The sequence below is a fragment of the Dyadobacter sp. HNCC25DJ185 genome (genome assembly GCF_056895195.1).
In genome coordinates this window covers 59,584-83,403 of sequence record NZ_JBXHAR010000016.1, presented here as the reverse complement: position 1 = coordinate 83,403, position 23,820 = coordinate 59,584, and the positions used below count along the sequence as shown (strand labels likewise).

Here is a 23,820-nt window from a genome sequence, read left to right as displayed (position 1 = left end):
AAGTATGATGATCAAGCAAATTGAATAGAGGCCGGAATAGACCGTAGAACGTCTGCCAACTGTATAAATCAACGAAATTTTAAACAAAAATGTGTGTTTCGGGAACGGATATGTGTGAATTTGTAAACTTACGAAACAACTTCAGAGTTTACCTATGGATCCGCACTGATCCGACTATTTGGACAACCTTTTTGTGCATGATCAGGGGAAGTCTGAACCACTGAAGTTTGTCAACCGAACTCGTACCCGCCGCCCGTTTCCGCCGGTGGTTAAACAGGCTCATTAGCACCTGCTTTTCAGGCTAAATAATTCTTAATAATGATTATAAATTGTATGCGCCCTGGCAAAAAGCAGAATGTTTTTTTGCCTTGCATGGGTTTGTGATATACCTTTGAATCGTTCTAAATATACCTCTTTTTTTTGTACTAAAACCATTCGTGTTTGCTATGTCGTGGTTTTCACAAACGTTAACGAGCTCAATCGGTAAAAAACTACTGATGGCTCTTACCGGACTATTTTTAATAAGCTTTTTGGTGATCCATGCTACCATCAACGCCATGATTTTTTATAATGACGGCGGTGAAACATTTACGCATTGGGGACATTTTATGGGTACCAACCCAATCATCCGGACTTTGGAAATCGGACTGGTTGCCGGATTTCTGATCCACATTGCTGACGGCTTGTTATTATGGAAAAGTAATAAACAAGCAAGGCCTATTAATTATGAAGTAAACAATCCATCAGCTAACAGTACCTGGTATTCCCGAAGTATGGGGCTTCTTGGTACGCTATTGCTTATTTTCCTCGTAATCCATACATCTCATTTCTGGATACCCAACAGGTCAAATCAATTTGCGACGGGTGAGGAACTTCCCTTATATCAGATGATGCTGGAAATTTTTCAGAATGTGTGGGTGGTGCTGATCTATATTGCGGGGTGCATTTCCCTGTTCTGGCATTTGCTCCATGGTTTCAAAAGCGCGTTTCAGTCTCTGGGACTGAACCATGTCAAGTATAACGGCATGATCTCTTTTGTTGGAACAGCCTTTTCGATTGTAGTTCCGATCCTTTTCGCGCTGATGCCACTTTCCATTTACCTGGGTTGGGTTAAGTAGGATTCAACTTTCAGGCAACCGTGCCATTTCGGCACGTCTTATTCAATTCAAAATTTCGATTAAATAAAAAAGATATGGCAACTTCTTCCCGTTTGGATGCCAAAATACCACAAGGAGCGCTCGAAACTAAATGGAGCAAATATCGTTCTTCGGTGCCATTGGTGAATCCGGCAAACAAGCGCAGTCTTGAAATTATTGTGGTGGGAACAGGCCTTGCAGGTGCCTCTGCAGCAGCTACACTGGCTGAATTGGGATATAAAGTAAAGGCTTTTTGTTTCCAGGATTCTCCCCGTCGCGCTCATTCGATCGCCGCACAAGGAGGTATAAATGCAGCTAAAAACTACCAGAATGACGGTGATTCTGTTTACCGTCTTTTTTATGATACAATTAAAGGAGGAGATTACCGGGCCCGAGAGGGCAATGTGCACCGCCTGGCGGAAGTCTCTGGAAACATCATCGATCAATGCGTAGCAGCCGGGGTCCCATTTGCACGGGAATATGGCGGCTTGCTTTCTAACAGATCTTTTGGAGGAACGCAGGTTCAAAGGACATTTTATGCTGCGGGACAAACCGGCCAACAGTTGTTGCTTGGTGCTTATTCTGGTTTACAGCGGCAGGTTGGGATGGGTACGGTTAAAATGTACAACCGCCACGAAATGCTGGATATTGTTAATATCGACGGTAAATGCCGGGGAATTATTGCAAGAAACCTGATCACCGGAGAGCTCGAGCGACATGGAGCGCATGCAGTGTTGCTTTGCAGCGGCGGATATGGTAACGTTTTCTATCTGTCTACCAACGCAATGGGCAGTAATGTCACGGCGGCCTGGAAAGCACACAAACGTGGTGCCTTTTTCGGAAACCCTTGTTTTACGCAGATTCACCCGACCTGTATCCCGGTTTCCGGAGAGCACCAATCCAAATTGACGTTGATGTCCGAGTCGCTTCGGAACGACGGTCGTATCTGGGTTCCGAAAGCTAAGAATGATAATCGCCCTGGTAACGAAATTCCTGAAAACGAGCGCGACTATTATCTGGAACGCCGCTATCCGGCATTTGGAAACCTGGTTCCCCGTGATATCGCATCCCGCGCTGCAAAGGAGCGGTGCGACGCAGGATATGGGGTAGGCAGCTCGAAACTGGCGGTTTACCTCGATTTTGCTGCTGCCGTGGAACGTTACGGACGTGGGGAAGCTAACAAAAATAATATTCACAACGCCTCAGATTCAGACATTATCGCCTGGGGAAAAGCAGTCGTGAAAGAGAAATATGGAAACCTGTTTGACATGTATAAACAGATTACAGGAGAAGATCCGTATGAAGTGCCTATGCGGATTTATCCGGCAGTTCACTATACAATGGGCGGACTGTGGGTGGATTATAACCTGATGACGACCGTTCCAGGACTTTATGCATTGGGAGAAGCGAATTTCTCCGATCACGGAGCTAATCGCCTGGGTGCTTCTGCGTTAATGCAGGGACTGGCTGACGGGTATTTCGTAATTCCTTATACCATCGGTTCTTATCTTGCCAATGAAATCAGGACAGGCAAGATTTCTACAGATCATGAAGCTTTTGTAAAAACAGAGCAGGAGGTAAAAGAAAGGATTGAGAAACTTTTGAGCATTCAGGGAAAGACATCTCCTGAACTTTTCCACCGCCGGCTTGGCAAAATCATGTGGGATAAATGCGGAATGGCCCGTAATGAGCAAGGCCTTAAGGAGGCGATTGTCGAAATCAGACAGCTTAGGAGAGACTTTTGGTCGGACGTAAAAGTGATGGGCACGGCCACTTACTTCAACCCCGAGTTGGATAAGGCAAACAGGGTGGCGGACTTCATTGAATTGGGCGAGCTGATGTGTATTGATGCCTTAAACCGCAACGAATCTTGCGGGGGGCACTTCCGGGAAGAATACCAAACAGAGGAAGGCGAAGCACTTCGTGATGATGAACAATTTATGTTCGTATCGGCTTGGGAGCATAAAGGTCCCGAGCAGTGGGAACTTCACAAGGAGGAGTTGATCTATGAAAACATCAAAATTGCTCAACGGAGCTATAAATAACTCAGCTAGTCATGGGACGCAATGCCGCCTCGTTTCTGAAAGGTCATGCGCCCCAATCGTCAGATATGTCAATTACTAATCCAAGATATTTTTCCTGGTTAATTTTTGCCCTGGGTACACTTTCGGCTTTGTTTTTCGCTGTGTATACAGATCACCGATGGGAGGACTGGTATATCACTTTTAGGGCATCGAAAAACCTATCCGAAGGATTGGGTTTTACATTTAATATGAATGAAAGGGTGCATTCGTTCACTTCCCCGATCGGAACGCTGATTCCCGCACTTTTAAATTTCATAGCACATGACGATGAAGTAGTGATCTGGTCTTTCCGTTTTATCAACATGTTGCTGATAGGATTGACGGTCAAGCTTGTTTTTGATCTTTTCTCGGCTACTATCAAAGCGCCATTCTGGCCTGCTGTACTGGTTGCATTGGCAATAGTTTTTGATGAAAAGAGCATTGATTATAGTATCAATGGAATGGAGACGGCCTTTATGCTCTTGGGAATTGTCCTGCTGATCAGGGAATTGTTCATCAGCCATGTACTGAACCCATTGAGACTTGGATTAATTTTTGCTTTCCTCATGTGGAGCAGACCGGACGCTTTTATTCACATCGGCTCGCTTTTATTGGGGTACCTTATATTTAAAAACAGGTCCTGGGATCATATAAGAGGATTTTTTCAGGGAGGTATGGTAGGGATTTTGTTCTATCTGCCCTGGATACTTTTTGCATGGTGGTATTACGGAAATCCGGTGCCGAACACGATCCTGGCCAAAGGTTTTACATTGACGCTAGAAAGCATTTCAAACCGGACGTTGCATTACTTTCAGTCGGTTTTTATGGGGTTGGTTTCATCCGAGGCGCCATTTTTATGGATTTTTGCACCGGCATATTATTATTATGAAAGCTGGCCTTTTTTGATGCTGTTTGTAATGAAATGCATAACTTATGTAGCAGTTTTTCTGTGGATTATACCGAGGATTAACTCCAATGCCAGGTTTTTGTCATTTGCAGCATTTCTGGTAGCGTCATATCTGAACATCTTTTCACCTACAATTTATCCCTGGTACATCCCGGCAGTAATGGTGATCTGCCTGATCGGCATAGGTTGTGCAGTGTCTCAGTCTGCAAGAGCAGCTGTTGTTCAAAGCAGACAATGGTTTCCGGTTGGTACATTGAGCCTTTTGCTCGCTGCTCAGCTGTGGGTTTATTTTGGTGGGTTGATCCAGATGCGTTCTCAGCAAGATTTGATTGAAAACGGTCTGAGAAAGAAGATAGGGTTATGGTTGAAAGAGGAATCCAAAACACCTGAAGAGACGGTATTTCTTGAACCACTGGGTTACATAGGTTTTTATTCTGGATTGACGATGTACGATTATCCCGGGTTGTGCAATACCAAAGTAATCGACGCGAGGAAAAAACTGAAAACAGAGTCATATGTAAGGCTGATCAACTACCTTCATCCGAACTGGGTTGTTTTTCGTCCCTGGGATTTGTCCAATGCTTCAAAAGAAGAAGCCGGAGTTTTCGCAAAGAATTATGACCTGGCCAAAACATTTAGTCAGAAAGACAGTGTAGAAATGCTGCATGTGTACGGCAGAAACTACCTGGCTTATGATAGTGAATTTATAGTTTATAAGAAAAAGTAATCTCTGTAATTAAGAAATAGATAGATATGGAAGGAAATATGAGTTTGTCTCTCAAAGTATGGAGACAAAGTAATAAAGATACAGCAGGAGGTTTTGAGAACTACAAACTTGATCATGTCTCTCCTGATATGTCGTTTCTTGAAATGTTCGACGTGTTGAATGAACAGCTTATTGAAGAAGGAAAAGAGCCAGTTGCATTCGACCACGACTGTCGGGAAGGGATTTGCGGGATGTGTTCCATGTATATCAACGGCCGTCCACACGGACCGTTGAAAGGGGTGACCACTTGCCAGCTCCATATGCGTTCTTTCAACGACGGCGATACCATTGTTGTGGAGCCATGGAGGGCTCAGGCTTTTCCGGTGATTAAAGATCTGGTTGTGGACCGTGACGCTTTCGACCGCATTATTTCAGCCGGAGGCTTTATTTCAGTTAATACGGGTAATGCACAGGATGCCAACAGTTTGCCCATTCCAAAAGAGGCTGCTGATGATGCGTTTTCTGCCGCAGCCTGTATCGGTTGCGGGGCTTGTGTGGCAGCTTGTAAAAATGCTTCCGCAATGCTTTTTGTTTCGGCGAAGGTTTCTCAACTAGCCCTGTTGCCTCAAGGTCAGGCAGAACGTAGCATCCGTGCGGAGAAAATGGTTGCGCAAATGGACGCGGAAGGTTTCGGAGCCTGTACGAATACAGGAGCCTGTTCCGCCGAATGTCCCAAAGAAATCAGCCTCGAAAATATCGCCAGAATGAACCGTGAATATATAGGAGCGAAGTTCTCGTCTTCTGCGGTGTAGAGATGGTGTTTCTATATAAAGTAAAAAGCATCCCCGCTGATTTCAGCGGGGATGCTTTTTACTTTATATATTTTCGGACTAATCTTTCTTCTTTGTAGAATCGGCAGGAGTGGATTTTCCGGAAGCTTTGTATTCCTTGTTCAAGCCATCAAGTATTTTTTGCGTCACGTCTAATGATGGGTTAGCAAACAAGATGCCACCGCCTAAAGAGTAACCCAGCACGTATTCAAAACCATTTTCTTTGTTGTACTTCTCAATATAAGCACGGATGTTCTTGTAAAGTTCCTCGTTTTTCTTGGCTTCTTCCTGTCCCAATGCCTGCGCCGACTGGTCGCGGTAAGCGACAAGGTCCTGTTGTTTTTTCATCAATTGTGCCTCTGTCGAGCGAGCTTGCTCCGGAGTCATGGTTTGTGCTCTTTGCTGAAAAAAAGCAACTTCATTTTGTAATGAACGTCCTTTTGTATTCAATTCATTTTCGAGTTGAAAATTCTTGTTTTCTAGCTCCTTACGGGTATCCTTGAAGAATTCGTAGTTTTTCAAAAGGGAATCGGTCTGAACGTAAACAGTGCGGCGGCCTGCAACTACGCTTCCATCTGCTACAACACCTGAGTCTGCCGACGGCTTGCTTGAAAAATGTAAAAAGAATAACACCGCCACTGCAAGAGAAAGCACGATGTTCCAGATTAACGAAGTATTGTTGTTCACGTTTTTAAGTTTTTATTGTTTTTTTGAACGAGCCGCAAAGATAATGATTTGTGTTTAAGTACAATGAATATCAGCAATGGCTTGCTATTTAGGGCCGTGCAGAAAGGGCAACCGGATGGCGCCTGAATAATTGCCGCACCCAAAACCCTGAAAGTCCTGCAAAACCTCCCACAAGACCGCCTAACAAACCGGTTACGAGTAAAAGAAGGATGCCATTGGGTAGGAAAAATATGCCTGCAACGCGATCCGACAAGATACTGTCCGATATGAAACGGAGATAATAACCGTATAGAAGCCAGGGTAGTGCAATTCCTCCAAACCCGGTCCAGAATGACAGCAAGGAGGATGCGGGACGCCATAAAAGTATTGCAAACGGAACGACTGCGACTACCCACCAAGGAGTAAAGAGTTGTAGGACAACTGATAAAATGACAATCATCATGAAGTTCATATCCTGGCTTATTTTTTTTGCAAAGTGATTTTCGAAGTAAGTCGCTTGTTAGCTTCGGTTGGGGAATTCAGGTAAATCAGTTCGTTCAGCTCACCACTTTCCCACTTTTTCAACAGGTTAAGGTAATAAGGGCTCCCGGGATTTCCTGATTGCCCGCCGGGATAGATCCCGTATGACCGTGGCGTTGGACCTAATTCCACGATCATGCGCCAGGAAGGACCTTTGTGTTTCGTTATGGCATTAACAATGCTGCTGCCGCCACCGGTATTCAGGACAGGGGAGTTGAAGGGCTTCAGGCTTCTGCTCAAATGCCGGATTTCCGTCGCTTTGACTTTCGACCATTGCCATGACGAGCTCATCGGGCCATATCGGGAAGCTAGTGTATCCAAGGAGGCCCTAAAACTGCCGTAGACAATATCTGAAAGAGTTTCTTTTTCGGACGTGTGAATATTATCGAACCACTTTGCATCAGGCTGTTTTAAAATAAGGTATAAAGTCCGGTCGCGGGTGGGGATATTTGTTGATCCAAATTCATCATTCCAGATCGCCCCTCGCAATGCAGGCATCCATTCTTCGAATATCGAGGCTGCAACAGATTCCGCGCTATTCTGATAATTCCAGTTGGACAACATAATCTTTGCTGCTTTTTGATTGGAATTCAAGGGGCTTGTTTTAAGTATCTCGAGTAACCTTGGCAATATGGTCCTTGCCAGAACACTATAATTATCGTTTTGAACGGACCTCAGACTGTCTGCATTTGCTTTTGACATGGCACTCAGGCGTTCGTTGATTCTTATCGCGCGCTCCGACGGAGCGAAAACCCAATTGATATAGTAAGGATAGGTGGTGTCGGTGGAAGATTGGTTAGCACTGCTCACGAAGCCTCTTGACGGGTTCTTCACATATGGATTTTGTCCTGCCGGTATCCATCCATTCCAGTCGGTCGCCGGATTGGTGCCATCGAGTACAAATTTGCCCTGTTCCTTATATTTTAGTGGGATTTTGCCATTAACAGTTATGGCGATATTCTTGCTGTTATCCGCAAACACAAAATTCTGCGCGGGACCGACATAATGCGTAAGTGCTTTACGGTAGTCATCGTAATTTTTGGCTTTGTTCAATTCATAGAACGTCATAAAGCTGTTGCCAGGCTCATGCCCGATCCATTTCACAGCTAAGTCAGGAATGACGGAGCTACTGTCCGAGTGGATAACCGGTCCATGGTGCGTGTAAACCACTTCTTCTCTTACAGGCTCGATTTGTCCCTTCACATGGATCAGCTCAATTCTTTTGCTCGTTGGCTTCCACTGGTTATCGTGCCAGTAAAATTGTCGCGTTTGATCCTTGAATTTAATCTTATATAAATCAGTGACATCGGCATCCACATTGGTAACTCCCCAGGCCACATTCTGATTGAATCCAATGATCACGCTTGGTATTCCAGGCAAGGATACTCCATAAACATTCATTTCGGGGGAGTGCAGCTGAACCTGGTACCAAATAGACGGAAGGCTTAGGTCAAGATGAGGGTCGTTCGCTAATATGGGATAGCCCGTCGCCGATTTTTCGGCACCAACCGCCCAGTTGTTACTTCCAATACCTTCTTCTTTGGGGGATCTTACTGGAAATTGGTTTCGTGGATTTCCGGAAAAAGAAAAGGTATCGTTTGTAGTGACAACTGGTGCCTTTGGTATGGGTACTTGCTGAAAATCCCATTTTGTTCCAACAGGAATGATTGGACTTTCCTGAAGCATGGGATAGTCGGGAAAGAGCTGACGGGTTACTTCGGGTCCATAGGTCTTTAAAATTGCCGACATGTTCATTTCATCCGGAGAGCTGGTAAGTGTCAGGGTCATTTGCTCCAGCATATACATCGTATTGATCGGCTTCCAAGGCTCAGGCTTATAACCCAACAGTTTAAATTCTATCGGATAATCTTTTGGCAGGAGCTGTTTGATGAAGGCATTTACACCGGCAGTGTAGGCTATCAGTGCTTCTCGTGACTGAGGGTCGCTCATTGCAATTTTAAGATTGGCCTCTGCCCCATAACCCATTCCCAGGCGACGGCTCTGCCGGTCCATGGGTAAAGTTACTTTGCCAAGAATCTCGGATAACCTGCCCGCGGCTGCGCGGGTTTGCAGGTCCATTTGCCAGAGACGGTCTTTGGCAGTTATATATCCCTGAGCGTAGAAAAGATCGAAGTTGTTGCGAGCAAAAATGTGCGGAACACCCGTATCATCAAACCGGATAATCACCTCCCCATTCAGACTATCAAGTTTAAGGACTTGCTGGCTTTTAGGATCCATCGTTTCCTCTCCATTCTGCCAGAAACCAATGAACGGACTTAAAAACGGACCCAATGCAGGGGCAGGGCCAAGAGGCCTGCTCAAAAAATATGTGAGTCCAACTGTAACAATCAGAGATAGGGTCGCTTTGACAAATTTCATAGAGCAGGGTGCATGATAAGCCTCTTGGAATAAAAGAGCGCCTTATTTATGAAACTACTTGCACAATTGCTTCAATCGTCCCAAGGTCGCTGTAGAGTACCGATCTTTCGTCCGGAATTTCGCCGGCCATGGATATGTGTTCCGGAAAATATTTTTGCCTGCCGGGTCTGAATGCCTTGGCTGTCAGATGAAGTGAGTGAACGCCAGCAGCAGCGAGTTCTCCTGCGTTGCCGGGATTTACGCCACCTCCTGCCATGATTTCGATAGACCCATTTGCCTCTTTCGCAAGTTCTGACAACAAAGCAATACCTTCCGGCGCTGTGGGTCGTTGGCCTGAAGTGAGGATTCTTTCCGCGCCGGTTTCGAATACTGCAGCGAGTGCCTGATGTGGATCGGGCGTTAGGTCGAAAGCGCGGTGAAAAGTGACCTTCATGGGGTAAGCGTGGTCGACGAGGGATTTAGTGCGGGCAACGTCCACTTTTCCGTCCGCTTGCAGAACTCCCAGTACCACACCATTCGCTCCCAATTTTTTGGCGAGATCTATATCCTTACGCATGATTTCCTCTTCGAAAAAATCGTATACGAAATCTCCGCCGCGAGGCCGGATCATAACGTATACTGGAATATCAATATGTTGCTTTACCAGTTCGATCAACCCTGCACTTGGCGTAGTACCTCCTTCTCCAAGCCCTCCACACAATTCAATTCGACCCGCGCCGCCAGCCTGGGCATTGATGCAGGATTCAAGGGAATAAGCACAAACTTCGATGGTCATAATATATGGTTTGATTGATTGGGAAAATTACAAAAAGGATTTTTGGTAACCCAAATGTAAGAGGAATAATTTCAAGTTAAATAATTGATAATGAGAATATTAAATGTTCAAATAAATTAATTTTTTGTGATCGGCAATTATTTTTCTTTTTTTTCGCTTTAAGCTTTTAAAAGATGTCAAATTTTTTACTTTTGCAAAAAAGTAAAGTAACTCTTAATAGGCGAAAATATTATGTACTGGACTCTCGAACTCGCATCGTATCTTGAAGATGCTCCCTGGCCAGCTACCAAAGACGAGCTAATTGACTTTGCAATCAGAACAGGGGCTCCGTTAGAAGTAGTTGAAAACCTACAGGAGCTGGAAGATGACGGTCAACCTTATGAAAGCATTGAGGAAATTTGGCCCGACTATCCCACAAAAGACGATTTCTTTTTCAACGAAGATGAATATTAAGTAAGAAGACGGCGCCAAAAGGTGCCGTTTTTTGTTATGTTCCTGGCCAAATATTTAATAAACTCTCCCTGTAATATTTTTTTAATCCGGCAAAAGGAATGTAAATTGTTAGCGTTATCTTAATCATATTTCAGATATCTATCCATTTCAACTAATGGAACTTCGATTGTTGAAAGAACTGGTGAAGAAAGGAGAGGGTGAGCATACGGAATTCAAATTGAAATCCAATCATCCTGAGAAAATTGTCCGTGAAGTGGTCGCTTTCGCCAATACAGGTGGCGGTAAATTGTTCGTCGGAATTGGCGACGACAAGACGATCAGAGGTCTCAAAGATGCAGAGGAGGATGAGTATACGCTTTCCCGCGCCATAGACAAGTACATTTTCCCCAAAATCAGCTATAAAAAAGAACGTATACCGGTTAGCCCTGATCGGGACGTGTTGGTGATCACCATCCCAAGAAGCATCGATAAGCCCCATTATGTGATTGACGATTCAGGAAACCGGCAGGCTTACATTCGGGTAGATGATAAGTCGTTACAAGCCAGCCGTGAGATGAAAGAGATCATGCGGCGGGGCAGGGGCGAACGGGATGTCCGTTTTCAGTATGGCGACAAAGAGGAAAAGCTGATGAAACTGCTTGACGAAAAGAAATCAGTAACAGTGGATCTATTCGCCGCCGTAGCCGGAATTCCGCGCAAGATTGCTTCCAATACGCTTGTTGTAATGGTTCTCGCGCGGGTTTTGGAAGTTCATCCTCAGGAAATGATCGATAAGTTCACTATGTCGATGGCTTATCAATCCAATTAAAAAGGAAGGTCGTCCGATTCGTCTTCGGTGAAGGTAGTAACCGGAGGTAAAGGGCTTCCGGAACTAGTAGATCCACCTGCGCCGGTTTTATCCACTTTCCAGGCTTTTACTTCTGTATACCAGCGAGAATTGTATTCGCGGCTCTCTATATCGATTGATGCTGTCACAGAATCATTAATATTTAGGTCAGCCTGATCAATTTTATCTCCCCAGAGTGATATGCATACCTTTTTTGGATACTGAGAAGGTATTTCAAGTATAAATTCCTGCTTGCGCCAAGTTCCGTTTTTACCCTGGCCTTTTACTTCTGGAAGCAAAGCGATAACTGTTCCGGTTAATTCCATTGATGATTTAGATTTTTAGTGCCTGAAAAAAGTAATTTCAAAAGTAAGATTTTTGACTTTGATTGCAAAGTTAGCTGCGAACTACCCGATAGCCTGTTTGAGGTCGTTAACGAGGTCATCGACGTCTTCAATACCAACACTCAACCGAATTAACGTATCTTTCAGCCCTACTTTTTCCCTCTCTTCTTTGGGTATGCTGGCGTGGGTCATGCTGGCAGGGTGCGTACACAGCGACTCCACTCCACCCAGGGATTCGCCCAATGCAAAGATTTTCAGTCTTTCCATAGTACGGATCGCTTCGTCGTAGACATCGCCTTTTAGTTCGAAGGACAACATGCCTCCAAAATCTCTCATTTGACGACGTGCTAGCTGGTGGCCTTCATGTGAGGGGAGTCCTGGATAGTACACTCTTCCAACTTTGGGATGTTCTTCCAGCCAGTGGGCTATTTTGAAAGCGTTTTCGCAATGTCTTTGCATGCGGATATGCAGCGTTTTAAGGCCCCTTAACACAAGAAAGCAATCCTGTGGACCAGGTACCGCGCCGCTGGCATTTTGAATGAACGCCAGTTGTTTTGCCAATTCATCGTCGTTTGTTACCAGTGCACCCATCACCGTGTCTGAATGTCCGCCCAGGTATTTGGTCACCGAGTGCATAACGACGTCGGCGCCGATATCCAATGGGTTCTGAAGAAATGGCGACGCGAAAGTGTTATCCACAACGCTATGAACTCCCAATTCCTGGCACAATTTCGTAATGGGTTCAATTTCAATGATTTTCAGCAAAGGATTGGTCGGTGTTTCAATCCATATCATTTTGGTTTTGTCTGATAATACTGCTTTAATCTGATCGAGTTTTGTCAGGTCAACGAAATGGAACACCAGGCCGAATTTTTCGTAAATGCGTTTCATAATACGGTATGAGCCGCCGTAAATATCATTGGTAGCGATGATCTCATCGCCCGGGCTGTAAAGTTTCAAAACGGCGTCAGTAGCAGCAAGGCCCGACGCATAACAGATGCCATGTCTGCCATTTTCCAATGCGGCTAGAGCATTTTGCAATGCGGTCCTGGTTGGGTTGTGCGTCCGGGAATATTCGTAGCCCTTGTGCTTGCCCGGACTTTCCTTGACGTAGGTGGACGTCTGATAAATCGGAGTCATGATTGCGCCGGTTGTTGGATCCGGTTCCACGCCGGCGTGTATTGCTTTTGTTGCGAATTGCATTTTGGAATCGTTATGAGGCCACGAATGCGCGAATTGACACGAATAAAAGTTAACATATTCGTGGTCATTTGTGGCTTCGTGGCGTGAAAATAGATTGCTTAAAGGTAACATTATGAAAAACCTTTTAGTCAAACAAGTGGTTATCAATCTGCCGGATTAAAGTAATTGTTTAAAACTAGTCAGCTTTGGAAACTTCCGCTCATAAAAAAATCTCATTGCCGGTCATTGTTAGCATTTTGATGACGGTTGTCCCGCTGGTTACTACATCCCTCATTACAGCCTGGGCTATTAACAATGAAAAGGTACTCAGGGCGCTGCCATTGGAATGGTGGTTGGGCGTAACATTCATTTTGACCCTCGCTTCATCTGCCGCGTTGACGCCTCCTACATTTCTTGCGCTGGTCTACGGATATTTTCTGGGATGGAGTTCTTTACCTATGCTGTTTGGCTTGAATCTGGGTGCAATTGCTATTATATATGTCTCTGCCCATTTTCTTCATGCGGAATCTGTCCGGAGTTATCTGATACAGGTTTATCCTCAGGTTGGCAATTTGCTGCGCCGGTTTTACAAGAACGAGATGCGACTTATTTTCTTTGCAAAGCTTTCTCCCGTTTTGCCCTTTGCGATTACCAACCTTTTTTTTGCGATGGCTGGGGCAAGGTTCAAACAAGTTTTGGCAGGGGGTACCCTGGGGATGATCCCGCGCACGGTACTTGCAGTGTGGGCAGGCAAGGAAGCACAGGACATTCGTTACTTGCTGGAACATCCGAATGAAGGTTTGGCAACCAAAATTGTCATGATCGCCCTGATCATTATTTCTACGGTTGGAATCGGGTATTTTTTTCGAGATAAAAAAATAATAGAATCATAAGCCTTATTTCGAGGACTAGCGGCACTGTTTTGATAATATCGTACAATAATAGGTCACGAAACGATACTAATTCATAGGCTTCATCCTGTTTCTTTGTGGTAAAGTTATAATTACCTCCAAAGTAGAATGAAATCCTTACCAATCATTGACCTGGTTATTGTGATTGCCTATCTGGCCGGAATGGTGGGAGTGGGTGTCTACTTTTCAAGGAAGAATACGAACGCCGATCAGTTTACCAAAGCGTCCGGAAGTATTCCCGGATGGGCGATCGGTATCTCCATTTATGCTACATTTTTAAGCAGCAATACTTTTTTAGGTGTCCCCGGAAAAGCATTCGGTGGCAATTGGAATTCATTGGTTTTTAGCTTATCCATGCCATTTGCAGCCTGGGTTGCAACACGTTTTTTTATTCCCTTTTACCGGAATTCAGGGGCGGTTTCTGCTTACACACATTTGGAACATCGATTTGGTGCCTGGGCAAGGACTTATGCGGTGGTTTGCTTCCTGCTTACTCAGCTAGCCAGGATGGGCTCCATTTTCTTTGGGATCGCATTAAGCCTGCAGGCATTGACTGGCTTCCCGATGTCTACGATTATGGTGGTCGTAGGGATTTGTATTGTGCTCTATACCGTCATGGGCGGAATGGAGGCTGTAATCTGGACTGAAGTGGTGCAGGGGGTCATTAAGACGGTCGGCGCACTGGTGATCTTATATCTGGTTGTGAATGGAGTTGATGGCGGGTTTTCGAAGATCATCGAAATCGGTAAAGCAGACCATAAGTTCAGTCTCGGAACTTTCGCGCCGGATTTTACGCAATCCTCATTTTGGGTAGTGTTGTTGTACGGATTCTTTATGAATCTGAACAATTTCGGAATGGACCAAAATTATGTGCAGCGTTATCATACCACATCGTCGGTTAAAGAAGCGGCAGGTTCTGTTTGGCTTTGCGTGTATCTCTACTTGCCTGTATCACTCATCTTTTTTTTGCTTGGCTCCTGCCTGTATGCTTATTATCAGGGCAATCCGGAGCTATTACAGGCAATAAAAATGCAGGTTGCTACCGAAAGATTGCCCAACGGCACTGCAACTGCTATTTCGGACCTGGCTTCCTCACTTGTCCCGGCAGACTACGGGGATAAGGTAATGCCTCATTTTATGGTCACCAAGGTTCCGGTAGGCTTACTTGGTTTGATTATTGCTGCAATCATGTCTGCAGCGATGAGTACCATCAGCTCCGGCATGAATTCTTCGGCAACGGTCTTTTCTGTCGACATTTACCAGAAGTACATTAAATCAGATATCACACCGAACGGGTCCATGCGCATTTTGTATATCGCAACCACCGTTTTTGGGCTTTTGGGAATGCTAACCGGCATAGCCATGATCGGCGTTAAGAGCGTTCTCGATGTGTGGTGGATGTTGTCTGGAATCTTCGCCGGCGGAATGCTTGGGTTGTTTCTTCTCGGAATTATTTCAAAAAGTACCCGCAATACAGAGGCACTTACTGCCACGGTGATTGGGATTGTTGTGATTATCTGGATGACATTCTCGAATCAACTGCCAAAGGAGTATGCCTATTTACATAACCCGCTACATCAGAACATGATTATGGTGGTGGGGACATTAACTATTTTCCTGGTAGGTGTTTTGCTGACGCGTTTGAAAACCCGAGCTCCCGAAAAAAGGAAATTAATGCTGGATAAAGAATAAGAAAGCTCATAAAACCTAATACAATGACTCCTGTTACATCACGCTCTGCATCTTTGCCAAAAGGCTTTATTCCCGTCATGCTCACATCGTTCCTGGATTCAGGGGAAGTCGATTATGATGGGCTGGAAGCGCTGACGGAGATGTACCTGGAAGCAGGCGCCGCAGGTCTTTTTGCTAACTGCTTGTCCAGTGAGATGTATGAGCTCACAGAAGAGGAACGGCTGAAGGTAACCAAAACGGTGGTCGACAAAGCAAGGGGTAGAGTTCCTGTCGTAGCAACAGGGACATTTGGCGGGCCGGTAGCAGAACAGGCGGCGTTCGTGAAACGTATATATGAAACCGGCGTGGATGCGGTAATTGTGATTACGAGCCTTTTAGTCGACGAAAATGAGTCCGATGAGGTTTTTATAAGGCGTGTTCAGGAATTAATAAGTCTGACAGACGATATACCGCTGGGTTTTTACGAGTGCCCTGTTCCCTATAAGCGGCTTATCAATAGCCCGGTTCTGGGAGAATTGATTAAAACCAAGCGGATCATATATCACAAAGATACCTGCCTTGACCTGGAAGAGGTAACCAGGCGTATTGAGGTGGGAAAAGGCTATAAATTTGGTTTGTACGATGCCTATATGGTCAATGCGGTGTCTTCTCTTAAGGCCGGGGCAGCGGGATTGTCGTGTATTCAGGGGAATATTTTTCCAGAGCTTATTGTCTGGATTTGTGAGCATTATCAAGACCCCGGTAAGCAGGCCGAAGTAAATAGGGTCCAGCAGTTTTTTGTAGAATCTATGGATATTGTTCACTCAGCATATCCAACCATTGCCAAATATTGTCTTCAAAAACGGGGATTTCCGATATCGACCTATACCAGAAGGGACGTTGGCATACTCACGGATGATTTAAAGGAGCAGGCAGATGAGCTGCTGAAGGAAATAGAACGTCTCCACACAGACCTGGATATTCGTAGTGTTTTAAAAAAAAACCTGATTGCACCATTGAAATAAACGATATGGCCTTTCCGTACCACCAAATTCTGTTTAAGGTTACACAGGGAGATGAGGCTGCATTTGATGAGCTTCGGTCTTATTTTCATGTACCAGCATTCAAGTTTTGCTCAGTTATCTTAAAAGATGAGGCTGAAGCAGAAAATATTATTCAGGATGTTTTTACTAAAATCTGGAATGAAAGGGTGGAGATACAACCGGACGATAGCTTCCAGTCATACCTTTTTTTGAATTTGAAAAATCAGATTTTTGGTCAGATGATGAAATATACAGACCCGGCTGCGAGGATTGAATATTTGGACAAAATTCATTCATTTAAGGCAAATTAAAGCACATTTGGTGCTTGTAACCGACTGAAACTATTAGTTTTACTGGATGAAATTGTATTTTTCTAAAAATTTTGGAAGAGAATTGGATAGATAATGTAAACTTTTTCTTTTTAAATTATGCACCGACAATCTATCCTAAACCCTGTCGGGAATTGATTTAAAAAATGAAACCGCATTTCCACAAAGTCCCGATACCAACGCGGACTTCATTTAGTATTCGCCATGACAAAGACTCAGGCTTTGGCACAGTATGGCATTATCACCCTGAGCTCGAACTGCATTATCTGATTAAGGGAAAGGGTGTCCGCTTTATTGGCGATAACATTAGTAACTTTTCAGATGGGGAATTGATCTTGCTTGGCGAAAACCTACCGCATACCTGGCGTGTCGAGGAAGGGGCAAGTAATACTTCAGTCGAAGTGATTATTATTCATTTTCTGCCTCATTGCCTTGGAAGTGATCTGTTGCTTCTTCCCGAAGCATATCAAATTCCCAAACTCTATGAGAAAGCAAAAAGAGGGTTATTGATCAAAGGGGAGGCCAGGGAAAAGGTTATTCAGCTGATGCATTCAGCAGTTAACGCAGAAAACCTGGACCGGCTGATCGCTTTATTGTCGATTCTGAAGATATTGGCAGAAACCGGGGAATACGAAACCATCGCATCTGCCCATGCTTTTTATAAATCAAATGATACTGAAACGCTCAGACTGAATAAAATATACTCTTATACACTTTCAAACTATCGTAGCGATATCACTCTTCAGGATGTTGCATCGATCGCAAACCTTGGTATAACTTCATTCTGCCGGTATTTCAAGTTAATGACGAAAAAAACTTACAATGATTTTCTGGTGGAAATCAGGATCAGTCAGGCTTGCCGTCTGTTGATCGAGGATAAAATGGCAACGGAAGTGATCTGTTTTGAGTGCGGTTTTAATAATGTTTCCAATTTTTACCGGCACTTTAAAAAGGTGACCGATATGACCCCGTTGGAATACAAGCGAAGATATCTATATAAAACCGCACCCGAACTGATCTGATTATTTGTCGTGGGTTCTCATCCATTCGTCCATGGAGAAACGTCCGGAGCCGACAATAGAAAAGGTAACTACTAGAATTAAAGTGATCAGCGAAATCCAGAGTTCAGAATTCAGGTAAGAGAAGCCCGTCCTGATGTTGATGAAGAAAACAGCCGTGAGCAAAATTGGGATTTGGATAATGGAGGAGATGCGGGTCAGGCAACCCATCGCAATTAAAAATCCCCCGAAAATGTGGGCGAAAGCGACGTAATGAACAGCAGTAACGGTATAAAGATGAAAATCCAGCCCTGTTACCAGCCTGGATAACTGCGTCGTATCGCTGATAAAGCTGATACCTTTTGCAAACAGGAATACTCCCAAAGCAATGCGAACTGAATCCATCCATGCCGGATGGTGCGCATCGCCCCAATGCTCGATTCGATCCATCATATTCATAACTTCTGAAACGTTTGGTTTCCAGAAAATTATCGATTTTAATGGATTATGTCAAGAGTATTTTTATTTTTTCTAAGAGGCGATTTGGCTGGTTAATCTTTTTCAATTAACGAAGTATGCTTGGTATCCTTCATGGTGAGATATACGATAAGGGAGACAAATATGCACAATGTGACGTACCAATAATAATAGCTCTCGTGTCCAAGATTTTTGGCCCATAACGCGAGGTATTCTGCTGTCCCGCCAAAAACAGCGACGGTCAGCGAGTAGGGCAGGCCTACGCCCAGTGCGCGGACTTCCACCGGAAATAGCTCCGCTTTTACTACTGCGTTAATAGAGGTGTAGCCGCTGACTATCATTAATGCGGCCATCAATAACCCGAACGCCTGCCACATACCTGCTGTATGGCTGAGGGTAGTGAGCAGTGGATAAGTAAAAATAGTCCCCAGCACGCCGAATGAAATCAGCAAGGGCCGACGGCCCACTTTATCACTGACTGCCCCGAAAACTGGTTGCAGTAAGGCAAAAATCAGTAAGGAGCAAAAGGTCAGTATTGTGGATTGGTATTTAGTCAGTCCGACTGTGTTGACCAGGAACTTCTGCATGTAGGTCGTGTAGGTGTAAAAGGCCAGTGTACCGCCCAACGTGAGCCCAATCACCACCAGCACCGCCTTGGGATGTTTGAGCAGCTCTGTCAACGAGCTATCCTTTCTGTCGGTAGAAACTCTGGTTTTAAATGCCTGGGTTTCGTCCAGATGAGCGCGGAGATATAATGCGGTAAGTGAGAGTAATGCGCCTAAAATGAACGGAATGCGCCAACCCCATTCGTGCATTTGCTTGTCTGTGAGAAAGATATTTTGCAAAATCAATTGCAATCCCAAAGCGATGAGCTGTCCGCCGATCAGTGTGACATACTGAAAGCTGGAAAAAAAGCCACGCCTTTTCTCGGTTGCTACTTCGCTCAGGTAAGTCGCTGAAGTACCATACTCACCGCCGACGCTCAGGCCTTGCAATAGCCGCGCAACGAGAAGCAAAGAGGGTGCGGCAATACCAATGCTATTATAGCCGGGTAAGAATGCGATAAGAAGTGAGCCGAAGGACATCAATAGCACGGATAAAGTCATGGCCACTTTACGGCCTTTGGTGTCGGCTAGTTTTCCGAAAACATACCCACCTATGGGTCGCATTAGAAAGCCTACCGCGAAAATTCCGGCTGTGTTGATAAGCTGGACAGTAGGATTAGAATCCGGGAAGAATGTATTGGCGAAGTAGAGGGAAAATGCAGAGTAGGCATACCAATCGTACCATTCGACCAGATTTCCGGCGGAGCCGCCAAATATCGCTTTCAGGCGCCAGTTTGTATCATTTTTGGAGAAAACCTGCTGCATACGGATCGAATGGTGTTCGACAAGTTACTCAAATAAAGTACAAATCCATACGGCGGCCTGCTCTACTAATTGCGTATGCCCGGTTTTTAAAAGGATGTTTTGTTCTTGAGGTAAAAGCCGGCCGAGTTTCTGGATATCGGCTGGTTTTAAAAGCTTATCATATTTGCCTGAGAACAGAAATATTCTGACGTCACAACTTACGGACAATTTGTAAATCGCAGGAATATTGAACCGGAGCTCGCGAAAAGCTACCCACGATTTGTAAACAATTTGTCGCCTTTCGAAAGTGCTCAAAACAGACTCGGTAAACCTGACCAGGCTTTTGTTAACCATTCCTGTTTTTTGCGCAACGCGTATGATTTTGAAGAAAAGGGCCGGATTTCTCATCGACCACTTGAATAATTTCCGAGCTGGTGGAAAGCGGGACGCAAAAGTGTAAAGCGGATGTTCGGAAACGCCGTCGGGTGCAATCAGAAAAGCGTTTTGAATCTTTTCTGGAAAAGCTTCCAATGTTGCCAGCGCAAAGCGTCCTCCCATACTGAAACCGGCTATATCGAAGCTGTAAATGTGATTCTGATCCAAAAACTCTTTGATTAACTGAGCCCAAAAATTTTTGGTAACCAATTCAATATCATAGTTTTCGCTGCCTCCGTGAAAGAATAGATCAAAAGCGTAGATTGTGTAATTTCCGCCAAGTTTTTCCTCAAATGACTTAAAACAGCCAGGGCCATCTTGCCCCATTCCATGGAATGCGAGAAGATTGTTTGGGCCGTGGCCAAGTTTGTGGTAATGGAGGCCTTTTATGAAGGAATTACTCATATGCTTCTCGCCGGTGCTTCACAAAGAAATTTTCACAATTCTAACCGTGTCTGCTATCAGGTAGAGAACTCTGTAATTTCCGATTCTAATGTGATAAGTGTTTTTGGAAGCGACTAATTTTTAACATCCCGACGGTCGCAGAATAACCGATAATGAGGCGGTTGCAGATACCATTCTTTTCAGATCGGCTTTTTGGAGGTTAAGAATCTCCTTTTGAGCAGAATTCGTGATGATGATTTTGTAATTATCATTCTTCAAGTTTACCCTCTGACTTTAATCGCGCAATAAATTCTTCTAAAGGAATGGTTTCTTCATTCATTCGTTCTTTTACAATTTTAGTATCTAAAAGGTCCCCAGCAAATTGTCCGTGTTCTTATAGGCTGATGATTAAGTCAGTTTTTTGATCTTTATCATTTGTGGTATAGCGGATACCATCCATAGACATACTTTTTGATGTGAGTTACGAAAAATAAGAAACCCCCCAGCTTGCAATAGCCGGAGGGTCTCCTCTATCATTACGATTCCATCAAATAGGCCTTGATGAAATCATTAATCTCACCATTCAAAACTGCATCCGTATTGGAAGTCTGATAATCGGTCCGGTGGTCTTTAACCCGACGGTCGTCGAGTACATAGCTGCGGATTTGCGAGCCCCATTCGATTTTACGCTTGGAAGCTTCCACCTCTGCGCGGGCCGAGTTCCGTTTTTCCAACTCAATCTGGTAAAGTCGTGACTTCAACAGCCTGATCGCCACTTCTTTATTCATCAATTGTGAACGTTCCTGCTGACAGGCGATAATAATCCCGGAAGGTTTGTGATGCAAACGGACCGCGGTTTCAACTTTGTTTACATTTTGTCCACCAGCACCACCAGAGCGGTAAGTATCCCAGGTAATGTCAGCCAGATTCACTTCAATTTCAATATTGTCGTCTGCCAAAGGATAAACATAAACAGATGTGAACGAAGTGTGCCGCCTCGCATTCGAATCAAATGGCGAAATACGGACAAGCCTGTGTACGCCATTTTCCGATTTCAGGTTACCGTAAGCGTACTCGCCATCGATTTCCAGCGTTACGGATTTGACACCGGCCACATCGCCATCCTGCAAATCCACTTCCCGGACCTTATAGCCATTTTTTTCCGCCCACATGATGTACATCCTCATGAGCATAGATGCCCAATCCTGAGATTCGGTGCCACCCGCTCCCGCATTGATTTCGATCACGGCGGGCAGTTCGTCACCTTCTTCTCCCATCATTTTCCGGAACTCAATTTCTTCCAGTTTGTCAGAGAGCTTTTTGCCTTCTTCGTCTACCTCTTCTTCGGTAGCTTCATTGGCATCGTAAAATTCCCAAATGGTATCCAGATCGTCCCGCAGCCGGGCCAGTTCTTCGTAACCATTTGTCCAGAATTTCAGTCCGCGGATTTCCCGCATTGTTTTTTCGGCACGTTCCGAATCATTCCAAAACTCCGGCTGAACAGTTTGCTGTTCAAGGTCTTCTAGCTGTTTTTTACGGTTATCGTAGTCAAAGATACCTCCCCAAAGCCTCTACACGGGCTTTCAAGTCTTTCAATTGCTCTAATGTCATTTGAAGTTTGAATTTAAGTTGAAAAAAGTGCCCGGCTGAACACGGACGGCTATTTGTCACACTGAACGAAGTGGAAGTGTAATTACGCACTTCTACTTCGTTCAGTGTGACAACATTTGCAGATGTCGTAATCTGCCTAAAGGCATAAAGTCACAAAGGTATAACAATTCGCAATAACGGTCAGGTTCATATATAAATAGCAGGCCTTGTAGATGTAGGCATTCCCGCAAATCGTCTTAACTTTGCGAGAAATTTAGTCAACCCATTTCTTATCAATAAAAATACCAGAAAATGGCTCAAACATATGATGTGATTGTAATTGGCAGCGGCCCCGGGGGTTATCCCGCAGCCATTCGTGCTTCCCAATTAGGACTTAAAGTTGCTATTGTTGAAAAAGAAAGTTTGGGAGGAATTTGCCTCAATTGGGGCTGTATACCTACCAAAGCATTGTTGAAAAGTGCACAGGTTTTTGAATACATTAAGCATGCAAAAGACTATGGTATCAATGTAGGAGAGTCGTCTGCAGATTTCGCCGGCGTGATCAAACGCAGCCGCGGCGTGGCAGATACCATGAGCAAAGGAGTTTCTTTTTTGATGAAGAAGAACAAGATCGACGTCATCATGGGAACTGGTAAAGTGAAAGGCCAGAAAACGGTTGAGGTTACGGATAAAGATGGCAAAAAAACTGACTATACAGCCAATAAGGGTGTTATCATCGCAACAGGTGCCCGCGCCCGCGAATTGCCAAACATTAAAATTGACGGTACCAAAGTAATCGAATACCGCAAGGCGATGAGCCTTGAAACGCAGCCAGGCTCTCTTTTGGTAGTAGGCTCTGGTGCAATCGGGATGGAGTTTGCTTATGTCTACGCTTCAATGGGTACCAAAGTAACTGTGGTTGAATTCCTTCCTAACCTTGTCCCTGTTGAGGATGAGGACATTTCCAAGGAGATCGCTAAACAATATAAAAAGATCGGTATCGATACTTACGTTAATTCGACTGTTGAAAAAGTAGATACAAGTGGAAAAGGATGCGTGGTTTCTGTAAAGACGCCTGACGGTCAGAAGACATTTGAAGTGGACGTAGTGCTCTCAGCTGCCGGGATCGTGGCGAATCTTGAAAATATTGGTTTGGAAGAAACGGGGATCAAAACAGATAAGGGTAAAATTTCTGTCAATGAATGGTACGAAACCAGCGTTCCCGGATTTTATGCAATCGGAGACTGTACTCCCGGCCCTGCATTGGCGCACGTTGCTACTGCCGAGGCGATTATTTGTGTTGAGAAAATTGCGGGCCATAAGACAGAGCCACTTGATTACGGAAATATTCCGGGATGTACTTTCTGCCAGCCAGAGATTGCCTCAGTAGGCTACACAGAAAAGAAAGCGAGGGAAGCCGGTTATGATATCAAAGTAGGCAAGTTTCCCTTCAAAGCATCCGGTAAAGCGGTTGGTGCAGGTGTTACAGATGGTTTTGTAAAGGTGATTTTTGATGCCAAATACGGAGAGTTCCTCGGAGCGCATATGATTGGTGCCAATGTTACTGAGATGATCGCTGAGGTGGTCGTAGCACGTCAATTGGAAACAACGTCCCACGAAATTCTTCGTTCAATCCACCCTCACCCTACGATGTCAGAAGCATTAAAAGGTGCTACCGAAGCGGCTTACGGAGAGGCGATTGATTTATAGTTTTGTAAAAGTAGTTTTGTAGAAATTATAAGGTATTCATTCATTTGGATACCTTTTTTTTTATTGATTTATGTAAATTTGAAATGCTGTCCAAAACAGCCTTATATCCTTAAGAC

Annotated in this window: 20 protein-coding genes; 11 read left to right on the top strand and 9 right to left on the bottom strand. The window is 44.6% G+C overall.

The genetic code is table 11. The annotated features are described in order from the left end of the window. The first annotated feature begins 446 nt into the window (after nucleotides 1-446). The 4 genes from AC1XUF_RS31020 to AC1XUF_RS31005 all read left to right on the top strand — a co-directional run bounded on the left by AC1XUF_RS31020 (nucleotide 447) and on the right by AC1XUF_RS31005 (nucleotide 5,624). Nucleotides 447-1,118, top strand: coding sequence for a succinate dehydrogenase cytochrome b subunit (locus AC1XUF_RS31020; RefSeq protein ID WP_483345763.1), 672 nt, complete (start codon nucleotides 447-449; stop codon nucleotides 1,116-1,118). A 74-nt stretch (nucleotides 1,119-1,192) separates the two neighbouring features. After that, nucleotides 1,193-3,181 carry a fumarate reductase/succinate dehydrogenase flavoprotein subunit gene (locus AC1XUF_RS31015; RefSeq protein ID WP_483345762.1) on the top strand — a complete coding sequence of 663 codons (1,989 nt, stop codon included), beginning with the start codon at nucleotides 1,193-1,195 and terminating at the stop codon, nucleotides 3,179-3,181. Between the two features lie 11 nt (nucleotides 3,182-3,192). Further along, nucleotides 3,193-4,833, top strand: a complete 1,641-nt coding sequence (locus tag AC1XUF_RS31010) for a hypothetical protein (protein WP_483345761.1) — start codon at nucleotides 3,193-3,195, stop codon at nucleotides 4,831-4,833. Between the two features lie 38 nt (nucleotides 4,834-4,871). Further along, nucleotides 4,872-5,624 (top strand): succinate dehydrogenase/fumarate reductase iron-sulfur subunit, encoded by a 753-nt coding sequence (locus AC1XUF_RS31005; RefSeq protein WP_483345765.1) that lies wholly within the window; start codon nucleotides 4,872-4,874, stop codon nucleotides 5,622-5,624. Nucleotides 5,625-5,702: 78 nt separating this feature from the next. Here AC1XUF_RS31005 and AC1XUF_RS31000 read toward each other — a convergent pair whose 3' ends face one another. From AC1XUF_RS31000 to AC1XUF_RS30990, 3 genes are all read right to left on the bottom strand, one after another. Beyond that, nucleotides 5,703-6,329: an OmpH/Skp family outer membrane protein gene (locus AC1XUF_RS31000; RefSeq protein WP_483345760.1), complete on the bottom strand. Its 627-nt coding sequence runs from the start codon at nucleotides 6,327-6,329 to the stop codon at nucleotides 5,703-5,705. A gap of 459 nt (nucleotides 6,330-6,788) precedes the next feature. Beyond that, entirely contained in the window at nucleotides 6,789-9,227 is a 2,439-nt protein-coding gene (locus AC1XUF_RS30995) for a penicillin acylase family protein (RefSeq protein WP_483345759.1), read from the bottom strand. Nucleotides 9,228-9,273: 46 nt separating this feature from the next. Next, nucleotides 9,274-10,002, bottom strand: coding sequence for a copper homeostasis protein CutC (locus AC1XUF_RS30990; RefSeq protein ID WP_483345758.1), 729 nt, complete (start codon nucleotides 10,000-10,002; stop codon nucleotides 9,274-9,276). A 231-nt stretch (nucleotides 10,003-10,233) separates the two neighbouring features. Between AC1XUF_RS30990 and AC1XUF_RS30985 the strand changes: the two genes are divergently transcribed. Together AC1XUF_RS30985 and AC1XUF_RS30980 are read left to right on the top strand one after the other, a co-directional pair. Continuing rightward, the gene (locus AC1XUF_RS30985) at nucleotides 10,234-10,455 is read left to right on the top strand and encodes a DUF2795 domain-containing protein (RefSeq protein ID WP_013927448.1); all 222 of its coding nucleotides are present in this window, start codon (nucleotides 10,234-10,236) and stop codon (nucleotides 10,453-10,455) included. A gap of 154 nt (nucleotides 10,456-10,609) precedes the next feature. Further along, nucleotides 10,610-11,263, top strand: coding sequence for an AlbA family DNA-binding domain-containing protein (locus tag AC1XUF_RS30980; RefSeq protein ID WP_483345757.1), 654 nt, complete (start codon nucleotides 10,610-10,612; stop codon nucleotides 11,261-11,263). Here AC1XUF_RS30980 and AC1XUF_RS30975 read toward each other — a convergent pair. After that, on the bottom strand, nucleotides 11,260-11,607 hold the full coding sequence (locus AC1XUF_RS30975) for a DUF3127 domain-containing protein (RefSeq protein ID WP_483345756.1): 348 nt from the start codon (nucleotides 11,605-11,607) through the stop codon (nucleotides 11,260-11,262). The genes AC1XUF_RS30980 and AC1XUF_RS30975 overlap by 4 nt on opposite strands. Before the next feature lie 81 nt (nucleotides 11,608-11,688). After that, nucleotides 11,689-12,828, bottom strand: coding sequence for a cystathionine gamma-synthase (locus AC1XUF_RS30970; RefSeq protein ID WP_483345755.1), 1,140 nt, complete (start codon nucleotides 12,826-12,828; stop codon nucleotides 11,689-11,691). Nucleotides 12,829-13,013: 185 nt separating this feature from the next. Here AC1XUF_RS30970 and AC1XUF_RS30965 point away from each other — a divergent pair, with 185 nt between their 5' ends. From AC1XUF_RS30965 to AC1XUF_RS30950, 4 genes are all read left to right on the top strand, one after another. Beyond that, complete coding sequence (locus tag AC1XUF_RS30965) at nucleotides 13,014-13,700, top strand: TVP38/TMEM64 family protein (RefSeq protein WP_483345754.1); 687 nt, start codon at nucleotides 13,014-13,016, stop codon at nucleotides 13,698-13,700. Between the two features lie 126 nt (nucleotides 13,701-13,826). After that, complete coding sequence (locus AC1XUF_RS30960) at nucleotides 13,827-15,410, top strand: sodium:solute symporter family protein (RefSeq protein ID WP_483345753.1); 1,584 nt, start codon at nucleotides 13,827-13,829, stop codon at nucleotides 15,408-15,410. Nucleotides 15,411-15,433: 23 nt separating this feature from the next. Continuing rightward, a complete protein-coding gene (locus AC1XUF_RS30955; protein WP_483345752.1) occupies nucleotides 15,434-16,414 on the top strand; it encodes a dihydrodipicolinate synthase family protein in 981 nt (326 codons plus the stop codon). A gap of 493 nt (nucleotides 16,415-16,907) precedes the next feature. After that, on the top strand, nucleotides 16,908-17,783 hold the full coding sequence (locus AC1XUF_RS30950) for an AraC family transcriptional regulator (protein WP_483345751.1): 876 nt from the start codon (nucleotides 16,908-16,910) through the stop codon (nucleotides 17,781-17,783). Here the strand turns inward: AC1XUF_RS30950 and AC1XUF_RS30945 are convergent, their stop codons facing one another. The 4 genes from AC1XUF_RS30945 to prfB all read right to left on the bottom strand — a co-directional run bounded on the left by AC1XUF_RS30945 (nucleotide 17,784) and on the right by prfB (nucleotide 22,015). Further along, complete coding sequence (locus AC1XUF_RS30945; protein WP_483345750.1) at nucleotides 17,784-18,218, bottom strand: DoxX family protein; 435 nt, start codon at nucleotides 18,216-18,218, stop codon at nucleotides 17,784-17,786. A 92-nt stretch (nucleotides 18,219-18,310) separates the two neighbouring features. Beyond that, a complete protein-coding gene (locus tag AC1XUF_RS30940; protein ID WP_483345749.1) occupies nucleotides 18,311-19,606 on the bottom strand; it encodes an MFS transporter in 1,296 nt (431 codons plus the stop codon). A 24-nt stretch (nucleotides 19,607-19,630) separates the two neighbouring features. Next, entirely contained in the window at nucleotides 19,631-20,425 is a 795-nt protein-coding gene (locus AC1XUF_RS30935) for an alpha/beta fold hydrolase (RefSeq protein WP_483345748.1), read from the bottom strand. Between the two features lie 515 nt (nucleotides 20,426-20,940). Then, a protein-coding gene (prfB, locus tag AC1XUF_RS30930) for a peptide chain release factor 2 (RefSeq protein WP_483345747.1) occupies nucleotides 20,941-22,015 on the bottom strand; the annotation gives its coding sequence in 2 pieces (ribosomal slippage) (nucleotides 20,941-21,954 and nucleotides 21,956-22,015; 1,074 coding nt in all). A 291-nt stretch (nucleotides 22,016-22,306) separates the two neighbouring features. Here prfB and lpdA point away from each other — a divergent pair. Next, nucleotides 22,307-23,704 carry a dihydrolipoyl dehydrogenase gene (gene lpdA, locus AC1XUF_RS30925; RefSeq protein ID WP_483345746.1) on the top strand — a complete coding sequence of 466 codons (1,398 nt, stop codon included), beginning with the start codon at nucleotides 22,307-22,309 and terminating at the stop codon, nucleotides 23,702-23,704. The last annotated feature ends 116 nt before the right edge of the window (nucleotides 23,705-23,820 follow it).

Bases quoted from the DNA above. Each gene is read 5' to 3' on its own strand.
- AC1XUF_RS31005 (WP_483345765.1), top strand. From the start codon at position 4,872: ATGAGTTTGTCTCTCAAAGTATGGAGACAAAGTAATAAAGATACAGCA.
- AC1XUF_RS30940 (WP_483345749.1), bottom strand. From the start codon at position 19,606: ATGCAGCAGGTTTTCTCCAAAAATGATACAAACTGGCGCCTGAAAGCG.
- AC1XUF_RS31020 (WP_483345763.1), top strand. From the start codon at position 447: ATGTCGTGGTTTTCACAAACGTTAACGAGCTCAATCGGTAAAAAACTA.
- AC1XUF_RS30960 (WP_483345753.1), top strand. From the start codon at position 13,827: ATGAAATCCTTACCAATCATTGACCTGGTTATTGTGATTGCCTATCTG.
- AC1XUF_RS31010 (WP_483345761.1), top strand. From the start codon at position 3,193: ATGGGACGCAATGCCGCCTCGTTTCTGAAAGGTCATGCGCCCCAATCG.
- AC1XUF_RS30980 (WP_483345757.1), top strand. From the start codon at position 10,610: ATGGAACTTCGATTGTTGAAAGAACTGGTGAAGAAAGGAGAGGGTGAG.
- AC1XUF_RS30975 (WP_483345756.1), bottom strand. From the start codon at position 11,607: ATGGAATTAACCGGAACAGTTATCGCTTTGCTTCCAGAAGTAAAAGGC.
- lpdA (WP_483345746.1), top strand. From the start codon at position 22,307: ATGGCTCAAACATATGATGTGATTGTAATTGGCAGCGGCCCCGGGGGT.
- AC1XUF_RS30945 (WP_483345750.1), bottom strand. From the start codon at position 18,218: ATGAATATGATGGATCGAATCGAGCATTGGGGCGATGCGCACCATCCG.
- AC1XUF_RS30955 (WP_483345752.1), top strand. From the start codon at position 15,434: ATGACTCCTGTTACATCACGCTCTGCATCTTTGCCAAAAGGCTTTATT.
- AC1XUF_RS30935 (WP_483345748.1), bottom strand. From the start codon at position 20,425: ATGAGTAATTCCTTCATAAAAGGCCTCCATTACCACAAACTTGGCCAC.
- AC1XUF_RS30985 (WP_013927448.1), top strand. From the start codon at position 10,234: ATGTACTGGACTCTCGAACTCGCATCGTATCTTGAAGATGCTCCCTGG.
- AC1XUF_RS31015 (WP_483345762.1), top strand. From the start codon at position 1,193: ATGGCAACTTCTTCCCGTTTGGATGCCAAAATACCACAAGGAGCGCTC.
- AC1XUF_RS30990 (WP_483345758.1), bottom strand. From the start codon at position 10,002: ATGACCATCGAAGTTTGTGCTTATTCCCTTGAATCCTGCATCAATGCC.
- AC1XUF_RS30995 (WP_483345759.1), bottom strand. From the start codon at position 9,227: ATGAAATTTGTCAAAGCGACCCTATCTCTGATTGTTACAGTTGGACTC.
- AC1XUF_RS30970 (WP_483345755.1), bottom strand. From the start codon at position 12,828: ATGCAATTCGCAACAAAAGCAATACACGCCGGCGTGGAACCGGATCCA.
- AC1XUF_RS30950 (WP_483345751.1), top strand. From the start codon at position 16,908: ATGAAACCGCATTTCCACAAAGTCCCGATACCAACGCGGACTTCATTT.